Genomic DNA, 16,189 nt, shown 5'->3' with positions numbered 1-16,189 from the left:
AAAGGGAGTAGTTGTAACGCAGCGGTCAACATACTGGTACGGAATTGCCTGGCTCTGCGGCTTATAATAAAGTAACGAGACTTTTGACAGGGCGGCATCCGTTCTGTTAAAAGTCTTTTTTTTGGGGGAGAGAATGCTTGAACTTAAAAATATTTCCTTTTCCGTTCCTCAGGAGACGGGGTCAAAGGAAATTCTCAAAAATATCAGCCTTACCATCGGGGACGACCGTTTTCTGGTTATTACCGGACCGAACGGAAGCGGAAAATCGACCCTGGCGAAAATAATCATGGGTATTGAACATCCCGGCAGCGGCAGCATCATATTTAACGGCGAAGATATCACCGGCTGGGATGTGACCCAGCGGGCAAAAGCCGGGATCGGATTTGCCTTTCAGCAGCCGGTACGGTTTAAAGGATTTGCCATAAAGGATCTGATTGAACTCGCGGTGGGAAAACCCCTCAGTATTGATGAAGCCTGTGTCTACCTGTCTGAGGTGGGCCTCTGCGCCAAGGATTATATCAACCGCGAAATCAACGCGAGCCTCTCCGGGGGAGAGCTCAAACGGGTTGAAATCGCCATGCTTATTGCCCGGGGGGTAAAAATTTCCCTCTTCGATGAACCGGAAGCTGGTATAGATCTCTGGAGTTTCCAGAACCTGATCCGGGTTTTCGAAAAAATGCGGGACAGGACAAAGGGCGCGGTGGTTATTATCTCCCACCAGGAACGTATCCTCGAGATCGCCGATACCATTGTTGTTCTCAAGGGCGGAGAAATCACGGATCTTGGCAGCCGGGACACAATACTGCCGGGGCTTATGCAGGGCGTCGGCGGCTGTTCATTCCATAACGGAGGTACGGTGTTTTGAATAATCCATTAAATACTATAGAAAAGAATATACTCGAAAAAATAGCCGGGATTTCTGAACTGCCCCGGGGTGCGTACAACATCAGGGTGGACGGAAAAAGTATCGGTTCCAGCAGTACCGATGACATCCAGATTATTTTTAAAACCGATAAGAGCGGAATGGATATCCGGGTCAAACCGGGAACCAGGCACGATCACGTCCATATTCCGGTGGTCCTCAGCAAGACCGGCCATGAGGAAACTGTGTACAATGATTTTTATATCGGGGAAGGGGCGGATGTTACGGTTGTAGCCGGATGCGGAATCCATAACCCCGGAGCAAGCCGTGCCCGTCACGACGGGATCCATACATTTCACCTGGAAAAGAATTCCCGGGTCCGGTATATCGAAAAACATTACGGCGCCGGAGAAGGTTCGGGGGAACGGATCCTCAATCCGGTTACCAATGTTTTTATGGAAGACGGTTCATATATGGAAATGGACACGGTGCAGATTGAAGGGGTCGATTCCACCAAACGGATCACCGAAGCGGAGCTGAAGGACGGCGCCACCCTGGTTATCAAGGAAAAACTCATGACCAGCGGGACCCAGTTCGCTGAGACGGAGTTCCGGGTTGAGCTCAACGGCGAGGGGGCTTCCACAAACGTGGTATCCCGTTCGGTGGCAAAGGGAAAATCAAAGCAGGTTTTCCTGTCCAGGATCAACGGAAACGCGCCTTCCATGGGGCATTCAGAATGTGACGCCATTATCATGGACAGCGCCAGCGTGCAGGCCATTCCGGAAATAACCGCCAACCATGCCGACGCGGAACTTATCCATGAAGCAGCCATCGGGAAAATCGCCGGTGAGCAGATTCTTAAGCTCATGACCCTGGGCTTGTCCGAGGAAGAAGCGGAAGCAAAAATCGTAGAAGGGTTCTTAAAGTAACCGGATTAACCGCCGTCACAGCCCCTCCAGGGGCTGTTTTTTTATACGGCGGGTTGCTGCCCTCTGCCGCCGGTGGTATGATAAAGCGATTCCGTAACGGAACAATGGATTCACTTCATACTATATCCAGGAGTACGGTTATGTTTATTCAGAATCCGGAAATTCTCGGTGCCGATTACCTTGCCCGGTTTATGCCTCCCCATGGACGATTCAGGGAGCATCTCGAAAAAATGGCCGCCCGTCCCCATGACGCGGCGACGGAAGCCAACAACGCGGTTGTCCGGTACCTTGCGGATTCCATGCGCTCCTATGGTATGGATGTGGATGAATGTTCCTATGATGTGCTGCTTTCCAATCCTGTGGAGGAGGAAAGCTTTATCCATATTGTGTCTCCCGAATTCCTTGCCCTGAAGGATAAGGAAGACGCTTTGGGCGACGCTGCCCCGTATTTCAAGGAAGCCCTCAAGGGGTTTAATTCGTACTCCGCCTCCGGGGATGTAACCAAGCCGGTGGTTTTCGCCAATTACGGACGGATCGAGGATTTTGATCACCTGGCGGAACTCGGTATCGATGTACAGGGAAAGCTGGTGCTCATCAGATACGGAAAGCTTTTCCGGGGAAAATGCGTGGTAAACGCCGAGGACCGCGAAGCGGCGGGGGTAATCTTCTACAGTGACCCTCTGGACTACTTTGGCATGCCCGACTCGCCTGACCACGGCATGCATCCCAGCGCCATACAGCGGGGCAATATTCTCGATCTTTCCCAGCCCGGCGATCCTCTGACCCCGGGCAAACCGGCATATACCCGGGCCAGCGGCAGACCTGTCGAACGCCTGGCTGTGGAGGATGTAAAGCTGCCTTCAATTCCCGTGGCGCCGGTTTCCTGGGAGGCCGCTTCGGAGATATTTAAACGCCTGAAAGGGCGGCCCGCGGCCGGGGAAGGCTGGCAGGGCGGGCTCCCCCTGACATACTGCTACGGCGACGACTACGGTCTTACGGTGCGTCTTTCGGTAAAACAGAACCTCGAGCTCTCGACGATTACCGATGTGGTCGGAACAATCCGGGGCGATACTTATCCCGAACAGCGGGTTTTTATGGGCTCCCATTTTGACGGCTGGGGCTTCGGAGCGGTGGATCCCCTGAGCGGTACCGCCATGCTCCTGCTGGTTGCGGAAACCCTGGGAAATATGAAGAAGGCCGGGATCAGCTTTGACCGGACGATTTCAATCGGCCACTGGGACGGCGAGGAGTCGGGAATCATGGGTTCCACCGAATGGCTTGAAGAGTTCGGTGAAGAAGTGATAGAGGACAGAACCCTGGCGTATATCAACGCCGACGGTGTTGTCTCCGGCCCGGTAATCGGCGTAAAGGGTATGCCCCTTATGCGCGGAATCATGGAGGAAGTCGGCAAAAAAATTCCTTATGATGAAAACAATTCGCTTTACGAACAGTGGAAATCCCAGAAAAGCAAGACCGAATACCGTACCATCGGCGGCGGGTCCGACCATGTGGGTTTTATTTACCGCCACGGTGTCCCGAGCTGCCAGATGTCCATGACGAACCCCGCTCCGGTGTACCATTCATTATACGACAACCTCGACTGGTACAAAGTATACGGCGATCCGGCCTTTTCTGAGGGGAACAAACTGGCGATGTACTACCTCAGTCTTTCCCTGGCGCTGTCCCGGTGCAGGGTAATTCCCTATAGCGTCGGATACCTGCTTGATTATATTGAAACCGGAACCGGAAAACTCCTTCCCGGAAAAAACGGCGGTATTGAAACGGAAATCAATGAAATACGGGCGCTCCTCGAAAAACTGCAGCGGAAGTCAAGCTTCTCCGATGCGGAGTGCCAAGGGCTCAATTCAAAACTGCTGGGAATAGAGAAATTTTTCTTTAAGGAAGGCCCCCATTCTTCGTGGTACCGGTCCCTGCTGTACGCCGCGGACGATAAAAGCGGATACGGGGAAGCGGCGTTCCCCTTCCTGGCCGATGCTCTTGAGAGCGGCGGTGATATTGCCGGTGAGATCGATGAACTTCTCCGGGGACTGCGCCTGCTCAAAAAAAGCCTCTCAGAATTCTGACTGCCGTAATTTTTCGGCGGCGAACCCTTGCCAGAATAGACGGATCCGGATATATTAAATGCAAATCATTCGCATTTAATATATCCGGAGTAACCAATGGTACGCAGTTCAGGATTATGGTGTATTGCAGTTTTTGCTGTCATTATCGCCGGTTCCCTTTACGGAAACGGCGGACAGGAACAGAAATCGGGAAAACCCATTATAGCGGTGAGTATCCTCCCCCAGTCGTATTTTATAGAACGTATCGCCGGAGACCTGGCGGAAACGGTGGTTCTCGTAGGCCCGGGACAGAGTCCCCACTCCTATGAACCGACCCCGCGGCAGATGGCGCTTCTGGCGGAGGCCCGGGGATGGGTGCTTTCCAATACGGATTTTGAAATCTCTTTAAAGCCTAAAATCGAGGAACTCTGTCCGGACCTTGTAATCGTTGACGGTACCGACGGGGTTCAGTTCAGAATGCTGGACAGCCACGGCCATTCCGAGCCTTCCGGTTCCGGACCGGTTCATGGGATGGAGCTGGACCGGCATACCTGGCTTGGAAGGGAACCGGCGAAGATCATGGCCGCCCATATACGGGACCTGTTCATCTCCATAGACGGGGACCATGCGGCCCTGTACGAACAAAACTATACTATCCTCGCCGCCGACATTGACCGGGAGTTCGACAGCCTCGGCAGGGAGCTGGAACCGCTCCGGGGACGGACCGTATTTGTGTACCATCCTTCGTTCGGGTATTTTCTGGATGAATTCGGTATTGAACAGGAAGCCGTTGAAACCGGCGGAAAAGAACCCACCCCCAGGGTACTTGCGGAACTTATAGAAAAGGCCCAGGCCGAAAACGCCGCGGCCATATTCGTGCAGGCCCAGTTTCCCCTGCAGAGCGCTAAAACCGTGGCCGATTCCGTCGGCGCCCGGGTTATCCCCCTGGACCCGCTCGCGCCGGACTGGCTGGCCAATATCAGATTCATGGGGAAATCCCTCAAGGATGCCCTTACCGGAGAAGTCCCGTGAAACCCTTCCATCCGGTTGACCGGGATATTACCCTGTACTTTGATGATGTATCCTTTTCATACGGCGCCGTCGCGGTTCTCAGACACGCTGGGTTCCATATCCATCAGGGTGAATTCGTAGCCCTGGTCGGACCCAACGGGTCCGGCAAAACGACAATCCTCAAACTGATTCTCGGCCTCGAAGAACCCCAGGCCGGAAGGATTGAACTTCTGGGGGCGAGTCCCCGTTCATCCCGGAACCGTATCGGGTATGTTCCCCAGCAGGCGGGATACGATCAGGCCTTTCCTATTTCGGTGCGGGAGGTTGTAAAAATGGGACGCCTCCGGCCGCTGTCGCGGAAGTTCACCGCCGAGGACAGCCGTGCCGTGGACGAAGCCCTTGCCCAGGTCGAAATCACGGATCTTGCCGCCAGGCCGTACACAGCCCTTTCCGGCGGACAGCGCCGGCGGGTCCTCGTCGCCCGGGCGCTGGCGGCGAGCCCGAATTTTCTTCTCCTGGATGAACCCACCGCCAATATGGATGAGGAGAGCGAGGAGCGTCTTTTCAAAACCCTGGGGCGGCTCAAGGGGAGTACCACGATTCTTATCGTGACCCATGATACGGCATTCGTTTCCTCCCTTACGGACCGGGTTCTCTGCCTCGGCTCCCGGGAGAATCCCGGCAATCCCTACGGGGTGGTTCAGCATAAAACCCATCCGGAGAGCCTCGGCGCGGAAGCTGATTCCCCGGGGAATTACCGGATCAACCACAATTCCAGCATTCCCGGCAACAGCTGCTATGAAGAGGAGGGCGGTAAATGAGCGGATTTATTGAAGCCCTGAGCAATCCGGCTTTCCCTTTTATCCGGAACGCGTTTTTTGCGGGATTGCTTTCGTCGGTTCTCTTTGGAATACTCGGTTCCGTGGTTACGGTCCGCCGTATCGCGAGCCTTGCCGGAGCCATATCCCACGCGGTTCTCGGCGGGATCGGAATGGCGCTGTTTTTTTCGGCAACCAATATTATCCCGGGATTCCCGCCCATGGCCGGCGCTATCGTTTTTGCCCTTCTTTCGGCGATGATTATCGGCATCGTGTCCCTCAAAGCCAAGCAGCGGGAGGATACGGTGATCAATGCAATATGGGCCATCGGCATGAGCGTGGGGGTGCTGTTCATGGCAAAGACCCCGGGGTACACGGATCCTTCGAGCTATTTGTTCGGGAATATTCTTCTCATTTCAAACCGGGACCTTCTGCTCATGGCCGTCCTCGACTGCATTGTCGTTTTCCTGGCGTGGCGTTTCTACCCGCAGATCGCGGCTTCTTCTTTTGACGAGGAATTCGCCAGGGTCAGAAATGTCCCTGCCGCGGCGCTGTTTCTGATTCTCCTCAGTATTGTGGCGGTGGCCATAGTCCTTCTCCAGACCTTTGTGGGAATTGTCATGGTCATAGCCATGCTCACGCTTCCGGCGGGCAGCGCCGCCTATGTTTCGAAAAGCCTTGGGGGAATGATGCTGATCAGCACAATCTTTTCGGCGTTTTTTTCCACCGGAGGCCTTATTCTTGGCTGGGCTTTTGACGCGCCCGTAGGCGCCATGGTGGTTATTCTGGCGGGCATCGTGTTTCTGGCGGCCGCGGGAATCAAGGTCGTACGGGGGCGGTAATGGGAAAGGCCGTTATGACGCGAACCAGGGGGCAGGTTCTGGATATCCTTAACCGCGCCTCCGAACCGCTTTCCGCCGCGGGGGTGTACGGTCTCATGGAAAATTCCTGCGACCAGGCCACCGTGTACCGGTCCCTGCATTACCTTGAATCCTCGGGACAGGCGGAATCCTTTGTTCTGTACTGCCAGGAACACGGCGCGGAACGGTATTTCTGTTCTTTAAAAAATACCCTGTCCCATACCCATTGGTTCCACTGCGAACAATGCCACTGTTTTATCGATATGGGTTCCTGCACAATTACCGGTCTCATCAGAAAATTTGAAGAAGAGCAGGGGGCGGAAGTCCGGAGCCATATTCTGTATTTTACCGGGATCTGCCCCGGGTGCAGGAAAAACGCCGCCGGCGGTCCGGACCATACCGCCGGCTGATCCCGCTTAGCGCGGTAAGTCAGGGTCTCTGCAGTCCATCCCGGTGCCTCAGCCGGAGCAGCATATCCACAAAACCCCGGTTCGAAAGGGGCGGGGCGGAAAAGCGGTACAAATGGCTTCCGCACCGGCAGTCGGAACACCCGAACCCGGAGACGGGAATCCCGCCGAGCCGCCGCAGCTCTTCCGCCATGACGCATTCCAGGTTCCGGTAACTGCATACGGGAAAAGCCTTAATGGTTTTTGCTTCCGGCGTCAGGTAATCCAGGTGCCAATGCTTCTGCTTCCGAACTTTCCGCAGATGCCTGGCTATTCGCCGGGAAAGGTTTTTCTGGGCCGAACCGGCGTAAACGTACCAGCCCTTCTCAAATTCCAGAATTCCCAAAGCCCCGACGGGGATACTGGTTTTTTCGGGAATTTCCAGGGCAATAAAATAGTTACCCCGGTCCTGCCCGGCAAGTTCTCCATGGGACAGATCCGCCGGGACGGAGCTTTTTTCCAGAACCGCGGTTCCCCGGCTGTCGCACTTGAGAAGAGCGGCATGGATATGGACGGAATCGCTGTACCGGCTCACCGCCGCGGCAAAAGCCGGATCAGTGTGGAGATTCGGGATAAAGACCGAAGGATTTCCGTGGACGATGACGAAAAGCACGTGGCAGACAAAGCCGCGGGCACTGAGTTCCGCCAGCTCCGCAAGGTGTTTGGCCGCCCGGGCGCTTGGAGCGTCGGGAAACATTGCCGTTCCGTATTCAACCAAAGAACAGGCCTTGACTTCCACCAGGTGCTGCCGGTTATCCCTGTCAACGCATAAAAAATCGAACCGGGACTGGCCGATGGTGTGTTCCGGTTTAATTTCCGTGAGGTTTGGTATGATTTCAGGAAGGATAAGCCGCTGCGCCGCGCGGTTCGCCCGGGAGGAATACAGCGGAACCACCGCGTCCCGGTAATAGAGCCCCGCCGCGGTCCACGCTGTTTTCGCTGTATCGGTATGATTTTCCCGTTTTTCAAGGATCAGCTTCGTTCCGGGAAACACGAATTCGATAAGCCTCCCCGGATTGGGGCAGTGGCAGGGTATTTCCCCGCCGGTTCCGCCGGGATCCGCCAGTATGAGGAACCGGTTAGGCCGCCTGGCGAAAAACGCTTCCCGGTCGTTTCTGAATAGCTGTATTGACTTCCTGGCGCTGCCGGAGGCCGTCGAGCTGCCGGATGTCATCCCGCCCGCTCATCCCGCGGCGGCTGGAGCTCCGCCGCCTGGTTTTCTCCGTCCGTCTTTTTACGGAAGCCTCCGGCGATCACATCCCATTGGGTCGCCAGCATGCCGCAGAGTATCAGCGCGAAACCGGCGACGGTCCGCGGACCCAGGGGTTCCGAAAGAATAAGTACACCCCCGACGGCGGCAAAAACGCTTTCAAGGCACAGGATTATGGTAGCGTGGGCCGGCGGCGCGTGGCGCTGGGCGACCGCCTGCAGCGTATAGGCGATTCCCACCGAGCAGAGTCCGCCGTACAGGATCGGGATTATGCCGGCAAAAACCGAACCCCAGGATACGGATTCCGTAAGACCGGCGGTGACCGATGAAAAAAGCGAACACCACGCAAACTGGGCTGAGGAAAGAATGATGGGGTCAATGGTCTTCACCAGTCTGTCGATAACCAGCACGTGGCACGCCCAGAATACGGCTCCCGCTGCAATAAGAACATCCCCGGGGTTGATCCCCGAGACGGTATCGGTGGTGCTCACAAAGAAAAGGCCCAATAGGGTAAAGAAGGCTCCCACCCAGGTGGGCAGCCCCGTTTTCTTTCCGAGAAAAAGCCCGAAAACCGGGACCAGGACAACGTACAGTCCCGTGATAAAACCGGCTTTGCCGGCGGTGGTATAGACGATCCCCACCTGCTGCAGGGATACCCCCAAAAACAGGAACGTCCCGGCGGCCAGAGACGACAGGATAAAGGTTTTAAAGGAATTTTTCCCGCTTCCGTCTTTTGGGGTTATAAAAATACTTTTTTGAAGTTTCTTTTTCCGGTACAGGATAAGGGGGAGCAGGGAGATGCTTCCCAGGGCAAAGCGTATCCCGCTGTATGTAAAGGGCCCGACGTATTCCATGCCCGAACGCTGGGCAACAAAGCCAAATCCCCAGATGCATGATGTAAGCAGAAGCAGAAAATCCGCCCGTAACGCCTGTTTATTCATAGCTGCAATGGTATATAGGTTTATGGGTAAAGGCAAGGATGCGGGGGAGCACTGAGCTGCAGATGCATCAAGCCCCCGTGTTTACCGGGCCTGCGGATCCGGTAAACACAGGGGCTTGATGCTTTTACTTGCCGGGGGGAACCGCATCCGGAGGGCTGCTCCCCCTGCGCTTCGAAGGTTTGTGTCATGTGACACAAACGCTTCTGCGCTGCCCCCACTTCGGGTGCCTGGGTTTTTCCGGCTTAACCAGCTCTGTGCTGCCCTTCGCGGGAAGGCCGGGTTTACTGATGGCGCTGAGTACCTGCCTTCCAATCTCTTCAATACCCGGGACCGCCAGCCGGTGATGCTGTCCTTTCCGGGCCTTTTCCCTTTTTTATATAATAAGCTGAAGCTTAATTTTTTACGGTAATAAAAAGGCCCGCCGCGGCCGCGACGCCGCCGGCAACCATCATAATGATGGACTGAACCTGTCCGTCGGTTTGTTTATTGAACATTCCGGATATTTTTCCCGCCAGGGACTGCCGGATTTCAACAAACTGGTAGATACCGTAAGCCAGAACCGCGACACCCACAATTAAGACAACAAGCCCGACGATCTTTTTCATATTCATACTGATTCCTCCATAAAATACCGCCTTACCGGTTCCCCGGGGATTCCTCCCTGATCAGTGCCTCGCTGAAACCCGCTTTTCCAAGGGCGGCTGCCACAGATTGTACATCATCTCCTTTTATTCCGGAAAGTACCACCCGGTACAGTTCGCCGTACCGTTCATAGGCGGGATTGAGACCCGCATCCTGCAGCCTGCCGAAAGCCTCCACCGCGTTCCTGGGGATTTTGTATGAACCAACCTGGATCCGGTATATTTTCCCTGATCCGGGGTCGGGCATTTTCGGTTTAATTTCCGCCGCCGCAAACTGCCGGATTACCGGAACCGGCGCTGCGGTGGGTTGCTGTGGGACGGATACCGGAGCAGTTTCCGCGGCGGTACTCACCGCCGGGGAAACTGCCGGTATTCCGGTGCTGCCGGGAGGCGCCGCCGGCTGCTGCGGTGCCGCTGTCGGCTGAGGAACGGCTGCCGGCTGCTGAGGAACGGCTGCCGGCTGCTGAGGAACGGCTGCCGGCTGCTGAGGAACGGCTGCCGGCTGCTGGGGTGCCGCCGCCAATGGCTGCGGCGATGCCACGGGCGGAGGCCCGGAAATGGCGCCGCCTTTGTTCTGTTCAGCGGGGGCCGCGGACGCGAGTCCGCCGATCACTTCAATCCGTACAGGGGCGGTTCCGGTGACCAGCATATCGAGTTTTTCCGCGGCGCCTTCGGACAGGTCGATAATCCGTGCCGCCACAAAAGGTCCCCGGTCGTTAACCGTAACGGTTACCTGCCTGTTGTTATGGGTGTTGGTTACCCTGACTTTCGTGCCGAAGGGAAGGGTCGGATGTGCAGCCGTCATAAGCCGCGGATCAAAGATTTCTCCCGAGGCGGTGGGCCTGCCCGCGAATTCCGCGCCGTACCAGGAGGCAATTCCTTCCTGTTTAAAGGATGATCCCGTTTGTGTCTCGGTACCCTGGGCCGCGCACAGGGCCGCCGCAACAATACCCAATAAAAAAACTGCTGCTGTTTGTTTCATATAGTATATATCGGCACCGTCAAACAGGGGATTGAGAAGGTTTGTCCGGCTATGGTACCCAGATTAGTTTATCCGGTGCCGATTCGTTCATATATATCTTTTCGTACCGCCCCGAATGGCTGACCCCGGGGTTTTCGGGAAAATACGTTTTTCTGAAAAACCAGACCACATCCGCCATGGCCGCCGCCGAATTCGTCGGCGCGTACCGGAACCAGATTTCTTCATCTTCCAGTATTTTTTTCGCCCCGGGATCATCGGTCAGTTCGGGATCCGTAAGCCGGCGTATTTCCGTGCGGAGGCCGCCGTAATGGGTGCATCCCACGCTGAGCATCCTGAGGTGTTTCTGCTCATCCATCCAGTAGATTTCATAGACACCGGCCACGGAAGGTACCTTGGCGTTGATTGCCCACCGGTCGGCAACTTCCAGCGGGGACCAATTGATGAAAAAATGCACATCCTTACCCCGCTCCTGGGCGGTTATTCCGTATTCCATAGCGTAATAATAGCACAGAACCGTACTATTTACCATACACCAAAAAAATAAGAATGTATAAAAATTCATACAATTATTTTTATTCAGTCTTTTTTATGAAAAAATTATTCTTTCTAATTCCTTTTGGTATAGGCAAATAAGTACATTTGTCTAGGTAATTGGCTTGGTTGGCATGGTAATTGCTATTATATATGAGGAATATTATTCCGGAGGATAGAATGAAACAAGATAAACTGAGTAAAAACAAACCCCAATCGGATGATATATTAAAAACTTATTTTGAACAAATACGCGCGATTCCTCTTCTGACCTTTGAGGAAGAACTTGAGCTTTCCCGGCGGATCCAGGCGGGAGAAGAAGCGGCCCGCCAGAAGCTGGTTGAGTCAAACCTCCGGCTGGTGGTGAAAATCGCAAAATGCTACGTGGCGCCGGATGTTTCGCTCCTTGACCTGATTCAGGAAGGAAACATGGGTCTCATCCACGCTGCCCAGAAGTACGATCACGCCAAAAAGGTCCGCTTCTCAACGTATGCCAACTGGTGGATCAAACAGTCCATCAGCCGCGCGCTCTCGAATAAACGCAGGGTTATCCGTCTTCCGTACCGCAAGGAAGAAATACTCCGCAAGATACAGAAAACGTACCACAGCCTGAGCCAGACCCTCATGCACCAGCCCTCTACCGAGGAGATTTCCGCTGAAATCGGGATTCCGGTCAGTGAAATAGACCAGATTCTGAGCATGACCAACGGTCTCGTATCCCTGGAAATGGATCTGGGTGACGAAGACGCGGGATCACTGATGGAGGTGTACGAAGATTATACCTACAGTCCCGAACGGGCGCTGATGAAGAAATCCGCCCGGGATGATACCATGCGGTTCCTCAGCGGCCTTAAGGAACGGGAACGGCGTATTCTTATGTACCGTTTCCAGCTTAACGGACACGAACGCCATACCCTCAAGAAAATCGGTGACAAAATGGGTATTTCCCCGGAAACCGTGCGCCAGATAGAAATGAAAGCCCTCCGGAAGATGAAATGCGACGCGGAAGAGCTGAAGAGTTTCGTCTACGGCGAGGCTATCTAAAGCCGGCCCTCAGGGCAGCGCTTCCGGATATAGGTTCCCAAACCGGAAGCGTCTGTTTATACCCAGTTCCCTTCTGGGCAAAGGTAACAGCATTTTTTATTCAGAAGCATCACAGATAATGCTACCCTTGACCGAATACCGGGCTTCGGGCTATCTTCTCAGCAGTGAAGAAAAGTACCAAAAAGCCGGCGGCACGGCGGAAGAAGCAACGTTCTAAGGGGCGTCGTAAACCGGTTTTTAAGGACGGACTTACCGCTGCCCTGACCGCGGGGCTTCTGATTTGCGCTGCGCTGGTGATTTCCGTTGCCGTAATTATAATTCACCGGGTACAATCCATAGATACCATATCTGCCAGAGAAGCCCCATCCGAGACTCCGCCGGAAAGTGTCCGTGACCCGGCGCCGCCTGTTCAGAATATACCGGATCCCCCCGCAGCAAAACCGCCCGAGAAGGCCCCTTCCGGCGGGGGAACTTCTTCTCCGGTCAATACCGGCACCGGAACGGCCGAAAAGGCCCCGGCGTCCGGTCCATCCGGCGGATCGCCGCCCCAGACGGTTCCTTCCGCGCAGGGTGTTCCCGCTTCACAATCCCGGGGTATAACGGAGCGGCCTCCGGAGCCGCCGCCGAAACGGAAAGGAACCGTTGTTTTCGTGATCGACGATGCCGGAAACAACCTCCGGGAACTTGACCCGTTCCTGACGTTCTCCGGCCCCCTGACCATCGCGGTCCTTCCGGGGCTGCCCCATTCCGCTGAGGCTGCCCGGCGTATCCGGGCCGCGGGCAAGGAGGTTTTCCTGCACCAGCCCATGGAAGCCATCGGCGGGCAGAATCCCGGTCCGGGGGCGCTGTATTCCGGTATGGAAGAAGCGGAAATTCGTGCTATAATTGAAAGGAATCTGGAGGAGGTCGGTCCCGTTGCGGGTATGAACAACCACCAGGGTTCAAAAATAACCATGGATGAAAAAGCCATGGAAACGGTGCTTTCGGTCTGCCGGGAGCACGGAATATATTTTCTTGATTCAAGAACGACCGCCGACACTGTGGTACCGCGGGTTGCCGGACGTATGGGAGTAAAGATTGGGGAGCGTGACGTGTTTGTAGACAATATCCAGGAACGGGCGGCAATGATCCGGTTTATTCAGGATGGCCTTAACAAAGCCGAGAAAAAAGGATCGGCGGTGATGATCGGGCACACCTGGTCCGCGGAACTGGCGGAGACTCTTGAAGAATTATACCCGGAGCTGGTGGAACAGGGATATTCTTTATCGACCATTTCCCGGCTGATGATGGGGAATTTCGACGATGAAGGTTCTTGGTATTGAATCCTCCTGCGATGAGTGTTCCGCCGCGGTGGTGGAGGATGGAAAAAGAATCCTTTCCAATGTGGTAGCCACCCAGATTCCATTTCACGCCGTATATGACGGGGTTGTCCCGGAAATCGCCAGCAGAAAGCATACCGAGTGGATTGCCCGGGTCGTGAAAGAGGTTCTGGAAACCGCCGGGGAAGCTCCCGATGGTATTGACGGTGTCGCCGCCACGGCACGTCCCGGGCTGCTGGGTTCGCTTCTGGTGGGCCTCAGTTTCGCCAAAGCCTTTGCCTGGGCCCGGGATCTCCCGTTTATCGCCGTGGACCACATGCTGGCCCACCTGTACGCGGCAAACCTTACCGAAAATGACCCGGATTACCCCTTTCTCGGCCTTCTCGTATCCGGCGGCCATACCATTATATGCCGGGTGGACGGGTTTGACGCGGTTACTGTTCTGGGAACCACCATCGACGACGCCGTGGGGGAAGCCTTTGACAAGGTGTCCAAATACTACGGTTTCGGTTATCCCGGCGGGGCGTATATTGACAGACTCGCGGTAAAGGGCGATCCCGCGGCCTTCAGGTTTCCGCTGCCGAATCTGCATAAAGGGGAACACCGTTACGATGTATCGTATTCGGGTTTGAAAACCGCGGTGATCAACCAGCTGGAACAATTCCGCCGGAAAGACGGCCCCCGGGGCCCCGCGGAGGTAACCCCCGAGAATATCGCCGCTTCCTTCCAGAAGACGGCGGTGGATATACTGCTCCGGAGTGTTTTCCGGGCGGCTGAGGATACCGGGCTTACAACGGTGGTCGCCGGCGGCGGTGTCGCCGCCAATTCATATCTCCGCTCAGCCCTGGCTGAGCGGAAGGACCTCCGGTGCATTTTCCCGCCCCTGGACCTCTGCGGGGACAACGGCGCCATGATAGCCGGTCTGGGATACCAGTACCTGAAACGGGGCGACCGTTCCCCCCTGTCCGAAACCGCATCCGCCCGGGTGCGGGGCTTCAAAAAACAGTACCCGTAACCCGCCCGAAAAAACCATTTACCGAAAAGTAAAAACCCTCCCGGGAACCAGAAGTGGGGGTAGCGTAAGACTTGCCGCCTGCGGCGCCAAGTCTTTCAGGAGTTTTGCGGAGCAAAACTCCACGCGTAATGCGGCAAGGCTGGAGCGAGGGGGAGCAGCCCCCTTGTCAGGGCAGCACAGTGCCGGTTGAGCCGGAAAGCACCCGGGCCGTGACGGTAACGCCGGGTGGCGTATATAAATGGGAATGAGCGACTTTGGAGGCCGAAGGCCGATACGGAGCCATTCCCATTTATATACGACAGGACCCGCGGCACCGGTAAACACGGGTGCTTTCCGGATTGTCAGACCCTGTGCTTCCCCTCCTACTTTACATTATTTGGGTTTTTCTGGTATAGTAAACCACTAAAATAAGCGATTTATTCTCCGAAAGGAAGGTTATTATGTCACGGACATGCGATATCTGCGGAAAGCATACCATCACCGGCAACTCAGTGAGCCACGCCAAAAACCGGACCCGCCGCACCTGGAAACCCAACCTCGTAAAGGTCAGAACGGAAGTGCAGGGAACAACCATTAAGCTCAAGATTTGTACCCGCTGTCTCAAGAGTGATTTTATCACCAAAAAGGTATAAATTTTTCGGAGGGACGGCCTCCGGAGCGGCGGATTCTTAAGTCCGCAGACAGGGCTGCCTTGGGATGGTACATCCGGGCAGCTTTTTTTATTGGCCTTTCTGTGAGATTGTGCGGCGGACCGGGATAATCAAGCCGTTAAAGTCCCCAAGGCGCGCCGCTGTCTCCAGCCCTGCAGTTTCCGGGTCCCGGGGCCCCTGAATTCCGTGGGAGGTTCCGGTGCCGAGAAAAACAAGTTCCATACAATATCCTGTATCCTCCCTTGTTCTGTCTGTCAATTGCGGTTACCATTGTACCCATGTCTGATCAGGAATTGGTACAGGTACTGGATTATATCCTCAACCGCTGCGATGAGGCTTCGATTGAGGTGGTGGCGGAAGCGGTGACCCGGCGGCGGCGGGATATCGCCATGTTCGGCTCCCGGGGGCTTCCGGACCCTAAGCAATGGGCCCAGGGTCTGTCCGCCCAGGTGAATATCGGAGCCACCATTGACGGCCTCCGGGATACCATCCGGGATATGGCGGTCCGCATTATCCGGCAGGAGGCGCCGGAACTCACCGATGAGCAGGTTGATGCCCTGACCGGCGCGTGGGTGCCTTCCTCGGCTCAGGCTTCGGGGGATGGTGAATCCCGGAAAAACAGCCTGCCCCGGGAAGTACTTACCGGGATGATCGAACAGTTTGTGGTTTTTTCCCAGGGCCGGATGGGGGAGTCCGAGGACAGAAAGCTCCGTGAGGAGATGGGATCCTGGCCGGAACGGTACTGGAACGCGTTTCCTCAGGTGATCCAGCTGATTATCACGGATTATCTCAACGGTGAAATCGGGGAAGCGGAATTCAATTCAAAAATCGGTACGGCCCTGGCCATGTACAACTGAGCGGGGCAGC

Annotated in this window: 18 protein-coding genes; 12 read left to right on the top strand and 6 right to left on the bottom strand. The window is 55.4% G+C overall.

The annotated features are described in order from the left end of the window. The first annotated feature begins 133 nt into the window (after nt 1-133). From JFL75_RS10485 to JFL75_RS10455, 7 genes are all read left to right on the top strand, one after another. Nucleotides 134-865: an ABC transporter ATP-binding protein gene (locus JFL75_RS10485; protein ID WP_215626632.1), complete on the top strand. Its 732-nt coding sequence runs from the start codon at nt 134-136 to the stop codon at nt 863-865. Next, the gene (locus JFL75_RS10480) at nt 862-1,791 is read left to right on the top strand and encodes a SufB/SufD family protein (RefSeq protein ID WP_215626631.1); all 930 of its coding nucleotides are present in this window, start codon (nt 862-864) and stop codon (nt 1,789-1,791) included. Before JFL75_RS10485 ends, JFL75_RS10480 begins: the two co-directional genes overlap by 4 nt. A 140-nt stretch (nt 1,792-1,931) precedes the next feature. After that, a complete protein-coding gene (locus tag JFL75_RS10475; protein ID WP_215626630.1) occupies nt 1,932-3,875 on the top strand; it encodes a M28 family peptidase in 1,944 nt (647 codons plus the stop codon). A gap of 96 nt (nt 3,876-3,971) precedes the next feature. Then, nucleotides 3,972-4,886, top strand: coding sequence for a metal ABC transporter solute-binding protein, Zn/Mn family (locus JFL75_RS10470; protein ID WP_215626629.1), 915 nt, complete (start codon nt 3,972-3,974; stop codon nt 4,884-4,886). Then, nucleotides 4,883-5,686 (top strand): metal ABC transporter ATP-binding protein, encoded by an 804-nt coding sequence (locus JFL75_RS10465; RefSeq protein WP_215626628.1) that lies wholly within the window; start codon nt 4,883-4,885, stop codon nt 5,684-5,686. Before JFL75_RS10470 ends, JFL75_RS10465 begins: the two co-directional genes overlap by 4 nt. After that, nucleotides 5,683-6,525 carry a metal ABC transporter permease gene (locus JFL75_RS10460; protein WP_215626627.1) on the top strand — a complete coding sequence of 281 codons (843 nt, stop codon included), beginning with the start codon at nt 5,683-5,685 and terminating at the stop codon, nt 6,523-6,525. Before JFL75_RS10465 ends, JFL75_RS10460 begins: the two co-directional genes overlap by 4 nt. 14 nt (nt 6,526-6,539) lie before the next feature. After that, complete coding sequence (locus JFL75_RS10455) at nt 6,540-6,953, top strand: Fur family transcriptional regulator (protein ID WP_215626626.1); 414 nt, start codon at nt 6,540-6,542, stop codon at nt 6,951-6,953. A 19-nt stretch (nt 6,954-6,972) separates the two neighbouring features. Here JFL75_RS10455 and JFL75_RS10450 read toward each other — a convergent pair whose 3' ends face one another. The 5 genes from JFL75_RS10450 to JFL75_RS10430 form a co-directional block, all read right to left on the bottom strand. Continuing rightward, a complete protein-coding gene (locus JFL75_RS10450; RefSeq protein ID WP_215626625.1) occupies nt 6,973-8,163 on the bottom strand; it encodes a DNA/RNA nuclease SfsA in 1,191 nt (396 codons plus the stop codon). Further along, a complete protein-coding gene (locus JFL75_RS10445; RefSeq protein ID WP_215626624.1) occupies nt 8,160-9,140 on the bottom strand; it encodes a DMT family transporter in 981 nt (326 codons plus the stop codon). The genes JFL75_RS10450 and JFL75_RS10445 overlap by 4 nt, the downstream gene beginning before the upstream one ends. A 392-nt stretch (nt 9,141-9,532) precedes the next feature. Continuing rightward, nucleotides 9,533-9,751 (bottom strand): DUF3185 family protein, encoded by a 219-nt coding sequence (locus tag JFL75_RS10440; protein ID WP_215626623.1) that lies wholly within the window; start codon nt 9,749-9,751, stop codon nt 9,533-9,535. 25 nt (nt 9,752-9,776) lie between these two features. Beyond that, the gene (locus tag JFL75_RS10435; RefSeq protein WP_215626622.1) at nt 9,777-10,763 is read right to left on the bottom strand and encodes a septal ring lytic transglycosylase RlpA family protein; all 987 of its coding nucleotides are present in this window, start codon (nt 10,761-10,763) and stop codon (nt 9,777-9,779) included. Nucleotides 10,764-10,812: 49 nt separating this feature from the next. Beyond that, a complete protein-coding gene (locus JFL75_RS10430; RefSeq protein ID WP_223292824.1) occupies nt 10,813-11,292 on the bottom strand; it encodes a hypothetical protein in 480 nt (159 codons plus the stop codon). A gap of 182 nt (nt 11,293-11,474) precedes the next feature. Here JFL75_RS10430 and JFL75_RS10425 point away from each other — a divergent pair, with 182 nt between their 5' ends. From JFL75_RS10425 to rpmB, 4 genes are all read left to right on the top strand, one after another. Beyond that, entirely contained in the window at nt 11,475-12,338 is an 864-nt protein-coding gene (locus tag JFL75_RS10425) for a sigma-70 family RNA polymerase sigma factor (protein ID WP_215626621.1), read from the top strand. Nucleotides 12,339-12,502: 164 nt separating this feature from the next. Beyond that, nucleotides 12,503-13,660, top strand: coding sequence for a divergent polysaccharide deacetylase family protein (locus JFL75_RS10420; protein WP_215626620.1), 1,158 nt, complete (start codon nt 12,503-12,505; stop codon nt 13,658-13,660). Further along, the gene (tsaD, locus tag JFL75_RS10415) at nt 13,641-14,672 is read left to right on the top strand and encodes a tRNA (adenosine(37)-N6)-threonylcarbamoyltransferase complex transferase subunit TsaD (RefSeq protein ID WP_215626619.1); all 1,032 of its coding nucleotides are present in this window, start codon (nt 13,641-13,643) and stop codon (nt 14,670-14,672) included. Before JFL75_RS10420 ends, tsaD begins: the two co-directional genes overlap by 20 nt. 440 nt (nt 14,673-15,112) lie before the next feature. Beyond that, on the top strand, nt 15,113-15,304 hold the full coding sequence (rpmB, locus tag JFL75_RS10410; protein WP_215626618.1) for a 50S ribosomal protein L28: 192 nt from the start codon (nt 15,113-15,115) through the stop codon (nt 15,302-15,304). 87 nt (nt 15,305-15,391) lie between these two features. Here rpmB and JFL75_RS10405 read toward each other — a convergent pair whose 3' ends face one another. Continuing rightward, a complete protein-coding gene (locus tag JFL75_RS10405; protein WP_215626617.1) occupies nt 15,392-15,544 on the bottom strand; it encodes a hypothetical protein in 153 nt (50 codons plus the stop codon). A 56-nt stretch (nt 15,545-15,600) separates the two neighbouring features. Between JFL75_RS10405 and JFL75_RS10400 the strand changes: the two genes are divergently transcribed. Then, nucleotides 15,601-16,179 (top strand): hypothetical protein, encoded by a 579-nt coding sequence (locus JFL75_RS10400; RefSeq protein WP_215626616.1) that lies wholly within the window; start codon nt 15,601-15,603, stop codon nt 16,177-16,179. Nucleotides 16,180-16,189 lie beyond the last annotated feature (10 nt).

Origin of the sequence: Breznakiella homolactica, from assembly GCF_016616095.2 — a bacterium.
In the GTDB taxonomy this organism is placed as follows: Bacteria; Spirochaetota; Spirochaetia; order Treponematales; family Breznakiellaceae; genus Breznakiella; species Breznakiella homolactica.
This window is presented reverse-complemented; position numbering and strand designations above follow the sequence as displayed.